The sequence below is a fragment of the Kitasatospora sp. NPDC057738 genome, assembly GCF_042798815.1.
In the GTDB taxonomy this organism is placed as follows: domain Bacteria; phylum Actinomycetota; class Actinomycetes; order Streptomycetales; family Streptomycetaceae; genus Kitasatospora; species Kitasatospora lactacystinica.
Genome location: NZ_JBHVJT010000087.1, coordinates 25,116 through 41,668 on the forward strand (window position 1 = coordinate 25,116; position 16,553 = coordinate 41,668).

12 protein-coding genes, 1 tRNA gene and 1 pseudogene are annotated in these 16,553 nt (G+C 73.9%); 3 read left to right on the plus strand and 11 right to left on the minus strand.

All coding sequences use genetic code 11. The features are described from left to right. Positions 1 to 115: 115 nt before the first annotated feature. Positions 116 to 1,864 (plus strand): penicillin-binding transpeptidase domain-containing protein, encoded by a 1,749-nt coding sequence (locus tag ACFVGO_RS34040; RefSeq protein WP_380635984.1) that lies wholly within the window; start codon positions 116 to 118, stop codon positions 1,862 to 1,864. Between the two features lie 68 nt (positions 1,865 to 1,932). Here the strand turns inward: ACFVGO_RS34040 and ACFVGO_RS34045 are convergent, their stop codons facing one another. From ACFVGO_RS34045 to ACFVGO_RS34075, 7 genes are all read right to left on the minus strand, one after another. Then, entirely contained in the window at positions 1,933 to 3,366 is a 1,434-nt protein-coding gene (locus ACFVGO_RS34045; protein ID WP_359899767.1) for a glycosyltransferase 87 family protein, read from the minus strand. A gap of 128 nt (positions 3,367 to 3,494) precedes the next feature. Next, positions 3,495 to 5,054 (minus strand): amino acid permease, encoded by a 1,560-nt coding sequence (locus ACFVGO_RS34050; protein WP_380354743.1) that lies wholly within the window; start codon positions 5,052 to 5,054, stop codon positions 3,495 to 3,497. Positions 5,055 to 5,231: 177 nt separating this feature from the next. Next, a complete protein-coding gene (locus ACFVGO_RS34055; protein ID WP_380635995.1) occupies positions 5,232 to 6,686 on the minus strand; it encodes a penicillin-binding transpeptidase domain-containing protein in 1,455 nt (484 codons plus the stop codon). Between the two features lie 50 nt (positions 6,687 to 6,736). Beyond that, the gene (locus ACFVGO_RS34060) at positions 6,737 to 8,071 is read right to left on the minus strand and encodes an FtsW/RodA/SpoVE family cell cycle protein (RefSeq protein ID WP_380635986.1); all 1,335 of its coding nucleotides are present in this window, start codon (positions 8,069 to 8,071) and stop codon (positions 6,737 to 6,739) included. A 131-nt stretch (positions 8,072 to 8,202) separates the two neighbouring features. After that, entirely contained in the window at positions 8,203 to 8,706 is a 504-nt protein-coding gene (locus ACFVGO_RS34065; RefSeq protein WP_359899773.1) for a DUF1269 domain-containing protein, read from the minus strand. 173 nt (positions 8,707 to 8,879) lie between these two features. After that, positions 8,880 to 9,566, minus strand: a complete 687-nt coding sequence (locus tag ACFVGO_RS34070; protein WP_359899775.1) for an ABC transporter — start codon at positions 9,564 to 9,566, stop codon at positions 8,880 to 8,882. Further along, positions 9,563 to 10,414, minus strand: coding sequence for an ATP-binding cassette domain-containing protein (locus ACFVGO_RS34075; RefSeq protein ID WP_380635988.1), 852 nt, complete (start codon positions 10,412 to 10,414; stop codon positions 9,563 to 9,565). The genes ACFVGO_RS34070 and ACFVGO_RS34075 overlap by 4 nt, the downstream gene beginning before the upstream one ends. A gap of 164 nt (positions 10,415 to 10,578) precedes the next feature. Here ACFVGO_RS34075 and ACFVGO_RS34080 point away from each other — a divergent pair, with 164 nt between their 5' ends. Together ACFVGO_RS34080 and ACFVGO_RS34085 are read left to right on the plus strand one after the other, a co-directional pair. Continuing rightward, the gene (locus ACFVGO_RS34080; RefSeq protein WP_380354749.1) at positions 10,579 to 11,907 is read left to right on the plus strand and encodes a VWA domain-containing protein; all 1,329 of its coding nucleotides are present in this window, start codon (positions 10,579 to 10,581) and stop codon (positions 11,905 to 11,907) included. Positions 11,908 to 11,909: 2 nt separating this feature from the next. Continuing rightward, entirely contained in the window at positions 11,910 to 12,791 is an 882-nt protein-coding gene (locus ACFVGO_RS34085) for a peptidase (protein ID WP_359899781.1), read from the plus strand. Positions 12,792 to 12,823: 32 nt separating this feature from the next. Here the strand turns inward: ACFVGO_RS34085 and ACFVGO_RS34090 are convergent, their stop codons facing one another. From ACFVGO_RS34090 to ACFVGO_RS34105, 4 genes and pseudogenes are all read right to left on the minus strand, one after another. Further along, complete coding sequence (locus tag ACFVGO_RS34090; RefSeq protein ID WP_380635991.1) at positions 12,824 to 14,443, minus strand: DUF2079 domain-containing protein; 1,620 nt, start codon at positions 14,441 to 14,443, stop codon at positions 12,824 to 12,826. Positions 14,444 to 14,485: 42 nt separating this feature from the next. Continuing rightward, complete coding sequence (locus ACFVGO_RS34095) at positions 14,486 to 15,688, minus strand: glycosyltransferase 87 family protein (RefSeq protein ID WP_380354755.1); 1,203 nt, start codon at positions 15,686 to 15,688, stop codon at positions 14,486 to 14,488. A 350-nt stretch (positions 15,689 to 16,038) separates the two neighbouring features. Continuing rightward, positions 16,039 to 16,112 (minus strand) — tRNA-Ala (locus ACFVGO_RS34100). Positions 16,113 to 16,194: 82 nt separating this feature from the next. Continuing rightward, positions 16,195 to 16,553, minus strand: a pseudogene (locus ACFVGO_RS34105) (hypothetical protein); the annotation flags it as partial.

A 16,553-nucleotide genomic window follows, 5' to 3' on the forward strand; every position in this document is an offset into this window, starting at 1 on the left:
CAAGTGCCGGGCGATTCGCCAGCGCACCGATCCGTGCTGCCTAGGGTGGGGGGGTACCGCGTTTCCGGCCCCGGCCGGTTGCGCCCGGCCGCGAGACCCCTGGGGGACCTGCACCATGCGCAGTGGCGCGAAGATCGGCATCATCACCGGCGTGTCCATCGCCGTCCTCGCGGGCGGCGGCTACGGCGCGTACAGCCTGATGAACGACTCGGACGGCGGCCCCGGCGGCAAGAAGCCGCGCACCGTGGTCGCCGAGCCGCCGTCGGCCGAGCAGGCGACAGCCGGTCTGAAGGACTTCCTGACGGCCTGGGCGGCCGGCGACATCGCCAAGGCGGCCTCGCTGACCGACGACCCGGCCGCGGCCACGGCCGGTCTGACCGCCTTCCGCGACCAGGTCAAGCCGAGCGCGCTGACCCTCACGCCGTTCGGCCCGACCACCCAGCAGGTCTTCTCCGCCGCCACCGGCACCCCCGCCCCCGCCGCCAAGCCGTCCGCCGGGGCCTCCACGACGCCGGGCGCGACCGACACGCCGTCCGCCACCGCCACGCCCGGCCCCACCGGCACCCTGATGTCGTACAAGGCGCGCGCCGAGTTCGCGGGCACCAGCCGGGCCTGGGACTACCAGGGCTTCCTCGGCGTCGTGAAGATGAGCGACAACACCCCGGCCGTGCACTGGGCGCCGTCGGTGATCCACCCGCACCTGTCCGGCAACGAGACCATCGCCGTCCAGCCGGTCTTCGCCCCGCCGTCCACGGTGGTGGACCGCAACGGCAAGCCGGTCCAGGGCGCCTCGCTCACCCAGGCGCTGATGACCACCCTCCAGGAGAACGCCAACAAGCTGCTGCCGCCGGACCCGGCCAAGGACCAGGACGCGGGCAGCGCCGTGGTGATCTCCGACCCGGCCGGCAAGGGCGCCCAGGACAAGCTGTTCACCATCGTCGAGCCGAAGCCCGGCAAGCCGTTCAAGCTGACCATCGACAACACCCTGCAGGCCGCCGCCGAGAAGGCGATGACCGACCTGGGCGGCAAGCCGGCCTCCGTCGTGGCGATCGAGCCGAGCACCGGTCAGGTGCTGGCCTTCGCCAACTCGCCGGCCAACGGACAGAACCGGGCCTTCACCGGGCTGCTCGCGCCGGGCTCGACGATGAAGATCATCACTTCGGCGGCGCTGCTGGAGAACGGGGTCAACCCGGACACCGTGGTGGCCTGCCCGGAGAAGAGCGGCAACGCGCACCCGATCCCGAACTCGTTCCCGGGTGCCTTCCCGAACAACACGCTCCAGCAGGACTTCATGATGTCCTGCAACACCGCCTTCATCAATCAGGGCCTGGCCAGCCTCAAGCCCGAGACGCTGTCCGGCACGGCCAAGGACGTGTTCGGCATCGGCCTGGAGTGGAAGACCGGCCTGCCCAACACCGACGGCAAGGTGCCGGCGACGCCGGGCAGCAAGGACGAGCAGGCCATGAACTACATCGGCCAGGGCAAGGTCCAGATGAACCCGCTGGCCATCGCCTCGGTCGCCGCCACCGTGCAGAGCGGCGAGTTCAAGCAGCCGATCCTGGTGGCGGAGCTGCCGCAGCAGAAGGCCGCCCGCCCGCTCTCCCCCGACGTGGACGCCAAGCTGAAGGCGATGATGGCGGCCACCGCCACCGGCGGCACCGCCAAGGAGGTGATGGCCGGCATCACCGACAACGCGGGCGCCAAGACCGGCTCGGCCGAGGTCGCCGGGGTCGACGTCACCAACAGCTGGTTCACCGCCTACCGGGGCAACCTCGCGGTGGCCGCCGAGGTCCAGGGCGGCGGCCACGGCGTGGACGCGGCCGGCCCGGCCGTCGCCTCCATCCTGAAGGCCGCCGGCCGGTAGGCCCCCGGGCGAACGGCCCCCGAGCGAACGGCCCGCCCGGCCTCACGGCAGGGCGGGCCGGTGCTTTCTCAGCCGCGCGGCAGCGCGGGCTGCGGCCTCCCCCGCACCCGGCCGGGCGGGACCGGACGCCGGCTGCTCCAGCGGCGGGCCGCCAGCCGGGGCCAGATCATCAGCACCACCGGCAGCGCCAGGTACCCGAACCGCCCGGCCGGGGCCAGCATGAAGGCGATGGCGAGCCCGGCGGCCAGCAGGTCCGCCGCGGCGATCGCGGAGACCGGCGGCCGGGCCAGCAGCCAGATCGCCACCGCGACCAGGGCCACGGTCATCAGCGCCAGCGAGATCGCGTGCCCGGTCGGTCCGAAGCCGGCCAGCACCTTGCCGGGCAGCGGGCTGCCCGCCGGGGTGCGGATCGCCGTCATCCCGAGCGGGAAGCGCACCACCTGTTCGCGCAGCGCGTCCGGCTGGGCCAGCGCGGAGGGCAGGATCACCAGCGTGCTCACCCCGACCCCGATCAGCGCGGTCCGGGCCGCGGGGCGGCGGCCGTACAGCCGCCAGAGCAGCAGGACGGCGACCGGCAGCGCGGGCCAGGCCGTCCACTTCAGGGTGCAGGCGAGGGCGAGCACCAGTCCGGCGCCGACGGTGCGGTCCCGCTCGGCGAGCGCCATGGCCAGGCAGCAGACCCCGATCAGCGGCAGGTCCACCCCGCCGACCGCCAGGGCGAGCGCGATCAGCGGCGAGGCGGTGAGGACGGCCAGCGGCAGCAGCGGCGCGCGCGGGTCGCCGCCGCCGGGGCGGGCGGGCCGCAGCAGCCGCCAGGCGGCCAGCAGGCAGACGAAGAAGGTCAGCGCGAACCAGATCCGGGCGTCCCCGGCGACCCTCGCGAAGGCGGTGGAGTCGCCGAGCAGCTGGCGCGGCATCCCGAACAGGGACATCGCCGGCAGGTACGGGTTGTAGTCGGTGACCACCACCGGGTGCGGCAGGTACGCGGTGCCGGTGGTGAGCAGCAGGTGGGCCGAGCGTTCGACCACCATGACCTCGGACTGGTGGCGACCGTTCAGGGCGAGCAGGGCCAGCGGGACCAGGACGGCCCCGACGAGGGCGACCGAGGCGGCGGCGCGGGCCGCGAAGCGACGCGGCAGGGTCAGGCAGAGCAGTCCGGCCAGGACGTAGGCGGGGGCCGCGATCAGGCCCCACAGCCGCTGGTTGGCCAGGTCGGACACGAGCGGGAAGGCGGCGGCCCAGCCGGCCGCGACCAGGCAGCCGAGCAGTTGGACGGTCCGCATCGAGGCGAGCCCGGCGAGCCGGGCGCCGTTCAGCCGATCGGGCGTGGGCGGAAAGGTGCTCTCGCCACGCTGTCGGGGGAAGGGGCGGACGGAGAAGCCGCGCGGCGGTCGTCCGGGTCCGGACGACGCCTCGGTCGCGGAGGTCTGGGCCGGCGTTCTGCTGCGGCCGGTGAAGCGGCCGCGCGGGCGGAAGTAGCCGGGCGTGCGGGTGCTCACCATGGTGGAAGGTTATGGGTGGGAGCCGGGCCCTGTCGCCATGGCGTTGGACACCGGACGGGCGTTGGCGGGAAAAGGGCCGTCGGCCGCCTCGGCGGCCGGCGGCCCTTCACCCGGGTTTTGCTTCCGGGTCAGTCGGCGGAGCTGTCCGAGGACACGGACGGCTGCCCGGCCTGCTCCAGCCGGGAGTGCCTGATGCTGTAGCCGAAGTAGACGACCAGGGCGACGGCGAGGGCGATCGCCCCGGCCCGGAAGGTGTCGGCGTGCAGACCGGTGATCAGGTAGATGCAGAAGCCGACGCTGATCAGCGGGACGACCGGGTAGCCGGGCACCTTGAAGCCGCGCGGCAGGTCGGGCTGGGTGCGGCGCAGCACGATCACGCCGATCGAGACCACCGAGAAGGCGATGAGCGTGCCCAGGCTGGTGATGTCGGCCAGGACCCGCAGCGGGATGAACGCGGCCAGCGCGCCGACGCCGAGGCCCACCACGATGGTGTTCCAGATCGGGGTGCCGGTGCGCGGGGAGAGCTGGGCGAAGCGCTTGGGCAGCATGCCGTCGCGGCCCATCGAGTACAGGATGCGGGTCTGGCCGTAGATCACCACGAGGGTGATGCTGAAGATCGAGACGATCGCGCCGAAGGCGAAGACCATCGCGGGCCAGCTCTGGCCGGTGATGTCCTGGAGGATCTGGGCGAGGCCGGCCTCCTGGCCGTCGAACTTCTGCCAGGGCTGGGCGCCGATGCCGGCCAGGGCGACCAGGATGTAGAGCAGGGTCACCACGACCAGCGAGATGATGATCGCCATCGGCAGGGTGCGGCGCGGGTTCTTGACCTCCTCACCGGCGGTGGACACGGCGTCCAGGCCGATGAAGGAGAAGAAGATGCTGGACGCGGCGATCTGGACGCCGCTGAAGCCGAGCGGCATGAACGGGCTCAGGTTGCCGGAGTGGAAGCCGGTGAGCGCCACGCCGATGAACATCAGCAGGATCAGGATCTTGATCGCGACCATCACCGCGTTGACCTTGACCGACTCGCTGACGCCGCGGATCAGCAGGACGCAGACCATGGCGACCAGCAGCAGCGCCGGCAGGTTGAACCAGTGGGTGCTGTCCGGCGCGCCGGAGAGCTCCTCGGGGATCGTGAACCCGAAGGCCAGGTCGAAGAACTTGTTCAGGTACTCGGCCCAGGTCACCGCGATCGCGGAGGCGGAGACGCCGTACTCCATCAGCAGGCAGATGCCGACGCCGAAGGCGACGCCCTCGCCGAGGGTGGCGTAGGCGTAGGAGTACGAGGAGCCGGAGACCGGGATCGCGGAGGCCATCTCGGCGTAGCAGAGCGCGGTGAGTCCGGCGGTGACCGCGGCGATCACGAAGGACAGGATGACGGCCGGGCCGGCCGAGGGCACCGCGGTGTTCAGCACGAAGAAGATGCCGGTGCCGATGGTGGCGCCGATGCCGATCGAGGACAGCTGCCACAGCCCGATCGAGCGGCGCAGGTGGATGCCGGAGCGCCCGCCCTCCTCGGGCGCACCGGCCGGGAGGGAGTTCTTGCCTTCGGTCTCGGCGATCAGTGTCGAGACGGGCTTGCGTCGCAGCAGACGCGCACCAAGGGTGTTGCTGGCCAAAACTGCGGTCCTTCTGGGCGGGGGAGGGTGTCCTGGTGGCTGGTCACCCGAAACACCCTGGGGTGTCATCGGGGATCAACCGAACAAACATGGGACAGTACCCGGCGAAAGCACCAGTGTCGCAAACGAACAGTCCCAACCGGCGCATTGTCCGAATTGGCGCACAGTGATGTACAAACCGGACACTTCGTAAACGGCGCTTCTACCTCCCGGCGATTAAAGCAGCAGGCCGGCGCCCTGCGGCGATCACCCGCCGAGCACCGCCCGCATCACCGACCGGGCGATCGGCGCGGCCAGGGCACCACCCGTCACATCGGTGGCCCCGCTGTCCGCGACCACCACGGCCACCGCCACCGGCGGCACCGCGTCCGAGCCGGCCGGCCCGGCCCAGGCGATGAACCAGGCGTACGGCGTCCCACTGTTGTCCACCCCGTGCTGGGCCGTCCCGGTCTTGCCGCCGACCACCGCCCCGGCGATCCGGGCGTTGCCGCCGGTGCCGTTCTCCACCACGTCCGTCATCAGCCCGCGCACCTGCTCGGCCACCGCCGGGGTCATCGCCCGCTTGTACACGGACGGCCGCATCAGCTGCACCGTGGTGCCGTCGCTCCTGGTCAGCCTGTCCACAAGCTGTGGACGCATCACCGTCCCGTCGTTGGCGACCCCCGCCGCGACCATCGCCATCGTCAGCGGGGTGGCCGCCGTGTCGAACTGCCCGATCGAGGAGAGCGCCAGCTGCGACTCGTCCATCCGGGTGTCGAAGTTCGACCGGGCCGCGCGCACCGGGACGTCCAGCCCCGGGTCGTTGAAGCCGAAGTTCGCGGCCATCCCGGCCATCCGGTCCAGCCCGGTCCGCACCCCCAGGTAGCCGAGCACGCTGTTGCAGCTGGCGGTCATCGCGGCGGCCAGCGACAGGCCCGGCCGGTCGCAGACCGGGGTGTCGTTGACCAGCGGCGTGGTCGTGCCGGGCAGCACGTACGGGAAGGGCGCCCCGGTCGGCGCGTCCGGGTCGGTGACCACCCCGTCGGCCAGCGCGGCCGCGGCCGTGACCACCTTGAAGGTCGAGCCCGGCGGGTACGTCTGGCGCAGTGCCCGGTTGAGCATCGGCTCGTCGGCGTCGGCCTGCAGGCGGTTCCAGGCCTCCTGGTCGTCGGCGCCGTGCCCGGCGAAGGCGCCCGGGTCGTAGGAGGGCGTGCTGGCCAGCGCCAGGATCCGCCCGGTGGCCGGCTCGATCGCGGCGACCGCGCCCTTCCGGTCGCCGAGCCCGCGCATCGCGGCCTGCTGGGCGGCCCGGTTCAGCGTGGTGCGGACGTCCCCGCCGGGGTTCTGCCGACGGGCCACGGCGTCCAGGAGCGACCAGCCCGCCAGCCGGCCGTCGGTGCCGGTCAGCAGCTCGTCCTCGGTCCCCTCCAGCTGGGTGGTGCCGTACGCCTGCGAGGCGAAGCCGGTGACGGCCGCGTAGGTCGGGCCGTCGGTGTAGCTGCGCCGGTACGCGTACCGGCCGCCGGTCGGTACGGAGCCGGTCACCGGGTCCGCGCCGACCAGGATGTCGCCGCGCGGCCGGGCGTACCGCTCGATGGTGAGCCGCTGGTTGGCGCTGTTGCGGTCGAGGTCCTTCGCCTGGAACACCTGCACCCGGGTGGCCTGGGCGCACAGCGCCGCGACCAGCAGCAGGCAGAAGGTGCCCGCCCGCCGCCCGGTCACCGAGATGCCCGGCAGCCCCTGCGGGCCGTTGCCCCGGGGGCGGGCGCGCGTCACCGGACCTCCCGGGGCCCGGGCCCGCGCGCGGTGTCACTCATCCGCACGAGCAGCGCGACGATGATCCAGTTGGTGACCACGGAGGAACCCCCCTGGGCGATGAACGGCATGGTCATCCCGGTCAGCGGGATCAGCGCGAGCACCCCGCCCGCCACCACGAACACCTGGAGGCCGACGATCGCGGCCAGCCCGATCGCCAGCAGCCGCCCGAACGGGTCGCGCAGCGCGATGCCGGTCCGGAAGCCCCGCGAGACCAGCACCGCGTACAGCAGGAACACCGCGATCAGCCCGGTCAGCCCGAGCTCCTCGCCGATGGTGGCGAGGATGAAGTCCGACTTGGCGGCGAAGCCGATCAGCACCGAGTGCCCGTTGCCGAGCCCGGTGCCCAGCTCACCGCCCCAGGCGAAGGCGAACAGCGACTGGGCGATCTGGTTGGCGCCCCGGCCCGCCTCGATCGAGCCCAGCGGGTCCAGCCAGTCCGCGACCCGGCTGTGCACGTGCGGCGACAGCCGTCCCACCGTCACCGCCCCGACCGCGGCCAGGCCCAGGCCGATGACGATCCAGCCGGTGCGCGCGGTGGCCACGTAGAGCATCACCACGAACAGGCCGAAGAACAGCAGCGAGGTGCCGAGGTCGGTCTCCAGCACCAGGACGCCGACGAACGCCGCCCAGATCAGCAGCACCGGCCCGAGCACCCGCCCCGGCGGCAGCCGCAGGCGCCGGATCCGGCGGCCGGTGAGCGCCAGCGCGTCCCGGTGCACCGCCAGGTAGGCGGCGAAGAAGACCGCCAGCAGGATCTTGGCGAACTCCCCGGGCTGGAAGGAGAGCGGCCCGATCACGATCCAGATCCGGGAGCCGTACACCGGCGGGAAGAAGATCGGCAGCACCAGCAGGACCAGGGCCACCAGCGCCCCGATGTGGGCGTAGCGCTGCAGCCGCCGGTGATCGCGCACCAGCAGCACCACGGCGATGAACAGCGCCACCCCCAGGGCCGACCAGAGCAGCTGGGTGGGGGCGGCGGCGCGTCCCGGGGTGGCCCGGTCGAGCCGGTGGATCACCACCAGCCCGATCCCGTTCAGCAGCACCGCGATCGGCAGCAGCAGCGGGTCCGCGTACCGGGCCCGCCACCGGACCACGGCGTGCGCCGCCAGGGCGAGCACGCCGAGCGCGGCACCGTACTCGGCCGCGTCGGCCGGGACGCGGCCGTCGAGGTCGACGCCGACCTCGACGTAGCCGAACACGGCGATCAGGACGGCGCCGACCACCAGGACGAGCTCGGTGGTGCGTCTGGTCGGCACCGGCCGGCTCGGCCCGGCGGCGGATCTCGACACGGCGGAGGGTGTCGCCACGGACCGTCCTGGGGATCGGGAAGGGCCCGGTGCCGCCGGCCGGGGGATGCCGATCGGGGCGGACCGGCGCCGGGGCCGGTCCGCCCCGACGGGAGCGGCGGTCGGGCGGAGGGTCAGACGGCGGCCTGGGCCCGGGAGGCCTCGACGGTCGCCTTCAGCTCGGCCTCGGCCTCGGCCGAGAGCGAGGTCTGGATGATCCGGCCGCCGAACCGGGCCAGCGCCGGGACGACCTTGTCGGCGGTCGCCTTGCGCACCAGCAGGAAGACCGCGGCGGTGCCGGGCTGGAGGTGCTCGCCGACCTGGCGCATGAAGTCGTCGTCCACCCCGATGTCGGTGGAGGCGCCGACGGCCGCCCCCGTCGCTCCGCCGACCGCCGCGCCCACCAGGGGCATGAAGAACAGCAGGCCGATGACCCCGCCCCAGAGCGCGCCGCTCGCGGCGCCCGCCCCGGTCGTGCTGACCTGCTGGTGCAGCTTGATCCTGCCGTCCGCGCGACGCTCGACGACGACCGCGTCCTCCAGCTCGATCAGCTTCTGCTTCTGGAGCCCGATCGCCTCGTCGCGCACCGCCTGGGCGGTGGCGAGGTCCGGGTAGGCGATCGCGAAGAGGTTGCTCACTGCGGGGTCCTTCCAGGGTGTCGGACAGGCCGGCCGGGTCCCGGTGCCACCGCGGTGGCACCGTGTCCCGATTCCGCACCCTAGCGAGGGTTATCCATATTTATGGACTATTCGCTGCGGTGTGTCCGCCATTGGCGGAATCGTCCGGGCCCGCCGGTCCGTCCCCGGGGCCGTCACTCCGGCCGCCGCCCGGCCAGCGCCGCCACCCCCGCCCCCACCGCGGCCAGCAGGACGACGGCGGCCGACAGGCTCGCCCACGGCACCTCGATCCGTCCGGTCCGGGCCGCCGACACCAGACCGCGCACCGCCGTGTTGGCCGGCGAGACCGGCACCACCAGCAGCAGCGTGGCCAGCCCCAGCGCCGTCGGGATGCCGTACTGCGGGCGGAGCAGCACCGGACGGTTCGCCAGCGCCCCGGCCAGCACCCCCAGCAGCGCGCTGACCACCGAGGCCGCAAGACCGGCCGCCACCGCCGCCCCGGCCCCCGGCTCCTGCCGCGCCCCCGGGTCGGCCACCGGCCCACTGGTCCACCAGACCGCCGCCACCTGGCCGGCCGCCAGCACCAGCGACACCGTCAGCGCCGCCAGCAGCGCCCCCAGGTGGACCCGGACCGGGCCCGCCGCCGCCACCAGGCAGGCCCGCGAGGCCGGCGGCTCCGCGCTCAGCACGCTGCGCACGTACCAGGCGCTCACCGGCAGCAGCACCCCCGCGCCGAAGCCGAGGCCGCCCAGCAGCGGATCGCCCGCCGCCACCCCGACCACCAGCAGCAGCGCGTACGCCAGGAACGGCGGCAGCCAGGCGTGCGAGCGCAGCAGCAGCTCCAGGTGGTAGCGGGTCAGCGCCCCGATCCGCGCCGTCACCGCTGCCCCTCCTCGCGCCGCCGCACCGCCAGCACCCGGACGGCCGGGCGGCCCAGCAGCAGCCGGCGCAGCAGCGCGTCCGAGTGCGCGGCCGGCACCGCCAGCCGCACCGCCGTCCCGGCCAGCGCGGTGACCTCCGGCGCCCCCGGCAGCAGCGGAGGAAGCGGGGCACCGTCCGGGACGTCCACCTCGACCTCCATCACCGGCCCGTCCCGCGGCGGCTCCTGGGGACCGTCCTCGACGGGCCGCAGCACGCCGTCCGTGCCGACCCCGTAGGCGGCGCTGGTCAGCCCGGCCAGCCGGGCCGGGTCGTGGTCGACGAACAGCACCGTGCCGCCCGCCGCCGCCCGCTCGGCGGCCGCCTCGTCCAGCACCGCCCGCGCCTGCGGGTCCAGCCCGGTCCAGGCCTCGTCCAGCAGCAGCACCCGCGCCTCGGGGAGCAGCGCCTGGGCGACCGCGACCTTCTGGCAGGTGCCCTTCGACAGCCGGCTCAGCGGCGTGCCCGCCCGGTCCGCGACGCCGAACCGGTCCAGCCACTCCCCCGCCCGCCGCCGCGCCCGCTCCGCCGACAGCCCGTGCACCCGGCCCACCCTCAGCAGGTAGGAGGAGGCGTCGAAGGGCAGCGCCGGCGGGAAGCGCTCGGGCACGTACGCCGCCGGGCCGGGCCGCACCACCCGCCCCGTGCTCGGCCGCTCGATCCCGGCGATCAGCCTCAGCAGCGTCGACTTGCCGCTCCCGTTGCGCCCGGCGATCCGCACCAACTCCCCCGGCCCGAGCGCCAGGTCCACCCCGCGCAGGATCCACCGCCCGCGCCGCCCGTACCGCTTGCCGACCGCCGCCAGCTCCATCGCGCCCCCTCCGCCGTCCGATGCGTACGGAAGGCTATCCACGACGCGTAAGCCCGGCGTCAGCGAATTGCGCACCGATGCGCCGGAGTTCGCGCCGGAGCTGGTTGAGGCACGATCCGGACTCGTTTCGCCACGATGAACTGATGATCCCTAGGATCGGCCGGGTGACTACCGGACGACGACCACAGACCAGGCTCGGCAGCCTGCTGGCGGCCCTGGCGATAACGGGCGCCTCGCTGCTCCTCGGCCTGCCCGCCCACGCCGACGAACCATCAGCCGGGGCCGCCCCCGCATCCAAGGAGGCCCCACGGGTCGACCTCGTCCTGGACGTCAGCGGCTCCATGACCGCCACGGACATCCAGGGCAAGAGCCGCATCTCGGTGGCCCAGCAGTCGCTGAACGAGGTGATCGACGCACTGCCTTCGGAGACCGAGTTCGGCATCCGCACCCTGGGCGCGAACTACCCCGGCAACGACAAGGCCCAGGGCTGCCAGGACACCAAGCAGCTCTTCCCGGTCGGCAGGACCAACAAGGTCGAGGCCAAGACCGCCGTCGCCACCCTGCGGCCCACCGGCTGGACCCCGATCGGTCTGGCCCTGCGCGGCGCCGCCCAGGACCTCGGCAAGGGCGAGACCACCCGCCGCGTGGTGCTGATCACCGACGGCGAGGACACCTGCACCCCGCCCGACCCGTGCGACGTCGCCCGCGAGCTCGCCTCCCAGGGCATCCACCTGGTGGTCGACACCCTGGGCCTGGCCCACGACGACAAGACCCGCCAGCAGCTGCTCTGCATCGCCAACGCGACCGGCGGCACCTACACCGACGTCCGCACCCAGGAGCAGCTCACCGACAAGGTGAAGCAGCTGGTCGACCGCTCCAACGACACCTACACCGTGGCCCCGGTCAAGACCGCCGGCACCGACAAGTGCGAGAGCGCCCCCGTGCTCGCCCCGGGCGTCTACACCGACCGCGAGAAGTTCTCCGAGCACCGCGTCTACAAGGTCCCGGTCAAGTCCGGCCAGGAACTGCGCGCCTCGGTCAGCGTCGCCCTCGACCGCCCGGTCGCCCGGGACTACGGGGTGCTGCTCCAGGCCACCAGCGCGGCCGGCCAGGAGCTGGTCCGCGGCACCGACGCCGGCAGCGGCCGCACCGACGTGGTCTCCACCGGCCTGCGCTGGTCCACCGACGACTCCAAGGGCTACGTCACCGCGAGCCCCACCGCCTCGAAGGGCTCCAAGGAGAAGCCGGAGACCACCGTCTGCCTGGTCGTCAGCAACTCGCTGGCCCCGCAGAACGGCGTCCTGGCCGACCCCGGCATGCCGCTGGAGCTGACCGTCGACCTGGCCTCCGCCTCGCCCGCCCCGGAGGGCGCCGCGATGGGCCTCGGCCGCGGCTGGATCCTGCTGCTCACCCTCACCCTGGCCGGCCTGGCCTTCGGTCTGGTCTTCGGCTGGATCGCGCGCTGGCGGATCGCCGTCTGGCGGGAGAACTGACCATGCGTACGACGATTCGCGGCGCCCTCGCCGCCCTCGCCCTGCTGCCCGCCCTGGCCCTGAGCGCCCTGGGCGCCCCGGCGGCCTCGGCCGCCTCGCCGTCCCCCTCGGCGAGTGCCAACGGCACCCCCGCCCCGGCGACCAAGGCCGGCACCTCGTTCCTGACCGCGGTCAACCTCTCCCCCGGCCAGGACGCCAACGTCTCCGTCTCCACCGGTGACTACCTGTACTGGGCGTTCGGCGCCTCCGAGGGCCAGACCCCGACGGTCGACCTGACCGTCAACCTGGCCCCCACGGCCGACCGGCACGGCCCGCAGACCTGGTCCGTCGAGGTCTTCGACGGGCTGCGCCGGCGGCAGTCGTGCACCGCCGGCACCCAGAACGCCACCGCCGAGCAGAGCACGGCCGCCCTGGCGCTGAACTGCACCCTGCGCGAGGTCCGCACGTGGGCCGAGCCGTGGTCCGGCGACCCGCTGCCCGGCACCTACTACGTGCGGCTGTCGGTCAGCGACGTCCCGCAGCCGGACCTCGGCCTGGCCTCCTCGGTCCAGCTGCACGTCGCCGCCAAGGGCGACGCCGACAACGCCCAGCCGGAGGGCGGCGAGCTGAAGGCCCCGCTGGTCCCGCCGGTCGGCGGCGGCGCGAGCACGGCCAAGGCGGCCGCCCCGGTCGCCCAGGAGGAGCACTGGTACACCGGCTGGTTCTCCGGCTGGAACAGCCGCTGGTACTGGACGATCGCCGGCGGCTTCCTGGCCGCGCTGGCCGGCGTCCTCGGCTACAAGCTGACCCGGCACCCGCGCGGCCACCGGCCCGGCCACTACGGCGCCGTCCCGGCCCAGGGCTCCCACCACAGCGGCAGCTACAACGGCTCCGACCGCCCCTGAGGCACCCCCGCGGCGTGTTCGGGCGGCGGCCGTCAGCCGCGGAAGAGGTTGTGCCCCACGTCGGACGGGACCTCGTCCTGGACCGGCTCGCTGCCCGGCCCCGGCACGTGCTCGCCGGGGATCGGCTCGTCGCCCTCCCGGTGCAGCAGCACCACCCCGTCCTCGGCCCACAGCTGCCGGTAGCCGTGCGCCAGCAGCAACCGGATCCGCTCGGCCTGCTCCTTGTCCGTCTTGAACGGGAAGGACCGCTTGTCGCCCCGGGTGAGCACGTACTCGCGCCCGCGCGGCGTGCCGTCGACCAGCACCACGTCCGCCCGGGCGGTCAGCCGCGGCGCGATCTGGTTGTCCGCCTCGACGGACGCCCCGTCCGGGATCAGCGCGGCCGCCCGCACCAGCGCCGCCTCGCTCGTCTTCGGCGCCCAGGACGACGGTACGGCCAGCGGCAGCAGCCCGATCGGCACCGCGGCGACCAGCGCGATCCCGGCCGCGCCGAGGCCGAGCCGGCGGGCCCGCCGCACGCTCCGCTCCGGCCGCCCCGCGGCGCTCAGCCGGCCCAGCACCTCGATCGCGGCGGTGAGCAGGATCGGCCACAGCAGCGAGTCGTAGTGCCGGGCGATCGACCAGTGGTTGGGGTTGCTGGACAGGATCCGCTCGGCCAGCAGCGGCAGCGCGCACAGCACGGTGGCCGAGCGCAGCGGCAGCAGCAGCGTGGTGCCGAACAGCCACAGCAGCAGCAGCGGCTTGAGCGGCTGGTCGAAGGCGGCCTGCACCAGCAGGAACGGGTCGTGCAGCAGGTTGCGCAGCGCGTCCCCGCCGTCCGTGCCGAGCGAGCCGTAGTTCCAGTAGTAGCCCGGCTGCCCGCCCATCGCCGGGATCAGCCAGGTGATGGCGACGGCCGAGGCGACCGGCCCGCCGAGCAGCAGCCCCAGGCCGGTGAAGCGGCCCGCCCGGTCCTCCGTACGGCGGGTGCGCAGCAGCAGCACCAGCCCGTACGCCCCGACCATCAGGCCGAGGTCCTCCTTGGTGCAGCACAGCAGTACGGCGGCGAGCACCACCGTGCCGTACCGGCGGGCCAGCCCGCGCTCCAGCATCAGCAGGGTCAGCGGCACCGCGAAGGCGACCTCGTGGAAGCCCACCCGGGCGGCGACCAGCAGCGGCCAGCCGAGGCCGTACACCAGGCCGGCCAGGTCGGCGGCCCGGCGGCCGGTGCGCGGCTCGGCGGCGGCGAAGGCGTACCCGGCGATCCGCCGGACCAGTGGCACCCCGGCCGCGAACAGCAGCGACTGCCCGATGATCAGCGAGCGCGGGTCGTCCCAGATCCAGTACAGCGGGGCGAGCAGTGCCAGCACCGGCGAGAAGTGGTCGCCGAGCAGCGAGAAGCCGGGCGGGAACTCGTGGTGGAAGCTCTTCAGCGTCGAGACGGGCAGCCCGAAGTGGGCGTAGCCGCGCACGCCCTGGTCGAAGATGCCGAGGTCGAAGCCGCCGAGCGACACGGACGTCCAGCCCTGCAGGCCGATGGCGCAGGTCACCGCGAAGCAGAGCGCGGTGAGCAGCAGGGTGCGCCGGGCCGGGCCGAGCAGGACGGCCTCGGCCAGCCGGCGGGCGGCGGGCACGGCGGCGGCCGGCGGCGGGGGTGCGGTCTGGGTGGTCACGTCGGGTCCGATCCGTCCGGTCTGGGTCCGTGGGTCCGGCCGTCAGGTCCGGTTCGTCAGTGCGGGATCGCGGTCCAGCCTGGCGCCCAGCAGGGCCCGGACCCCTCCGCCGGCGGCCTCCACGGCCTGCCGCCGGGCGCGGTACAGCCGCACGCCCAGGACGACCAGGACGGCGATGGCGATCGGCGGGTAGATCGCGCCGGGCAGCTGCCAGTACCAGGCGACCCCGCGGCCCCAGCGGTGCGGCACCGTCCACATGACGTGCGAGAGGAAGACCAGCAGGGTCAGGCCGAACAGGACCCTCCGGGCCGTGGTCCTGGCCTCCACCGCCAGCAGGGCGAGGAGCGGGATGCACCAGACCCAGTGGTGGGTCCAGCTGATCGGCGAGACCAGCAGCGCGGTGAGCGCGGCGCAGACCGCGCCCCAGGCGTCGGCCCGGCGCAGCACCCGCGCGGAGCGCCCGGCCAGCACCGCCACGCCGAGCCCGAAGGTCGCGACCAGCGCCGAGGCGATCAGCCCGACCAGGCCCGGGTCGTTGACGTCCAGCAGCCGGCAGACGGCGCCGCGCAGCGACTGGTTGTCCACCAGGACGGTCACGCCGACCCGGCTCGGGTCCCAGAGGTAGGTGGTCCAGAACCCGTACGAGGCGTCGGGCAGCACGGCCCAGCCGATCAGGCCCGCCGCCAGGAAGGTGCCGGCCGAGACCAGGGCGGCCCGGACCCGGCCGGTCAGGAACAGGTAGACGGCGAACAGGCCCGGGGTGATCTTGATGGCGGTGGCCAGGCCGATGCCCACGCCCTTGAGGCGGTGGCGGTCCGGGCGGGTCAGGTCCCACAGGACCAGGCAGAGGATGCCGAGGTTGACCTGCCCGTACTGGAAGGTGGTGAAGACCGGCTCCAGCCAGATGCCCAGGCCGGTCGCCAGGATCACCACGGCCGCCCGGTGCTGCTTCGGCCAGCCGGCCAGCTTGAGCGACAGGTGCACGGCCGCGGCGAGCAGCGCGTAGTTGAGGAGCATCACCAGGACGCGCAGGGTGCTCACGTCGAACCAGGTGCTCGGCACGAAGAGCATCGCCGCGAACGGCGGGTAGGTGGCCGGCAGGTCCCAGCCGGGCAGCCGCATCGCGTAGAGGTCCTCGCCGCGGACGACGGCCTGGCCCTCGGCCCGGTAGACCAGCATGTCGACCATGGTGGCCCCGTGGCTGTGCCGGAACCAGGCGAACACCGCCAGTGACACCGCCGCCACGCAGACTGCCGGGAGGGTCCAGGAATTCGGTCTTCCGGTTTCCGCTGCGCCTCCGGGATTCTCCGGACCCGACCGCCGCACCCACCGTTTCAGACCGAACTCGCGCACCGCGATGGCACCCCGTTGAGATAGACCAGATCGTTCCCTCGTCAGCGTCTGGGCCCACCCACCATAACCGACCCCTCCGAGCCCCAAACCGCGTCAGAAACGGGCCCGGAAGGGTGATGTGATCTCCCCCACAGCGAACCCCGGGTGGCGGCGGCCCCGGACCTGGAGCCCAAAACGCGAAATCCCGCCGGGAGTTGCCTCCCGGCGGGATTTCGTCGACCGGCCTGAGCCGGTCCGTTGGGTGGAGCTGAGGGGATTCGAACCCCTGACCCCCTCGATGCGAACGAGGTGCGCTACCGGACTGCGCCACAGCCCCAACGAGAAGAAACTCTAGCACCTTTCGGAGGGGGTCCGTGACCACCCCCCGGGTCGCGGTGCCGCTCGGGGGGCGGCCGGGGCTATTCGTTGGCCGCGCGCGGGCGCGACTCGGGGGCGTGCGGCTCGGCGTACTGGTCGAACAGCGGGGTCTTGCGGGACTCGGCGGGGCGCCCGGCGGTCCAGGTGCCGGGGGCCGACAGGTCGAGGCCGCGGGAGACCCGGGGGGCGACCGGGGCTGTCACGTAGGTGGGCAGCGGGACGGGCACCGGTTCCCAGGAGTCCGGGCCGGCCGCTCCGCGCTCGCGCATGCCGTCGACCCACTCCTCGTGCTCGGTCGCCTCGGCCACCGCGGAGGCGGAGGACACCGAGACGGTGGCCTGCTCCGGGTCGGCCGCCAGCCGCAGGTGCGGCCGGCGCGCGGCCCGCCCTCCGGCGGGCG

What these genes read in the sequence shown, in the direction of transcription:
- ACFVGO_RS34040 (WP_380635984.1), top strand. Translation starts at nt 116, where the DNA reads ATGCGCAGTGGCGCGAAGATCGGCATCATCACCGGCGTGTCCATCGCC.
- ACFVGO_RS34045 (WP_359899767.1), bottom strand. Translation starts at nt 3,366, where the DNA reads ATGGTGAGCACCCGCACGCCCGGCTACTTCCGCCCGCGCGGCCGCTTC.
- ACFVGO_RS34050 (WP_380354743.1), bottom strand. Translation starts at nt 5,054, where the DNA reads ATGACACCCCAGGGTGTTTCGGGTGACCAGCCACCAGGACACCCTCCC.
- ACFVGO_RS34075 (WP_380635988.1), bottom strand. Translation starts at nt 10,414, where the DNA reads ATGGAGCTGGCGGCGGTCGGCAAGCGGTACGGGCGGCGCGGGCGGTGG.
- ACFVGO_RS34085 (WP_359899781.1), top strand. Translation starts at nt 11,910, where the DNA reads ATGCGTACGACGATTCGCGGCGCCCTCGCCGCCCTCGCCCTGCTGCCC.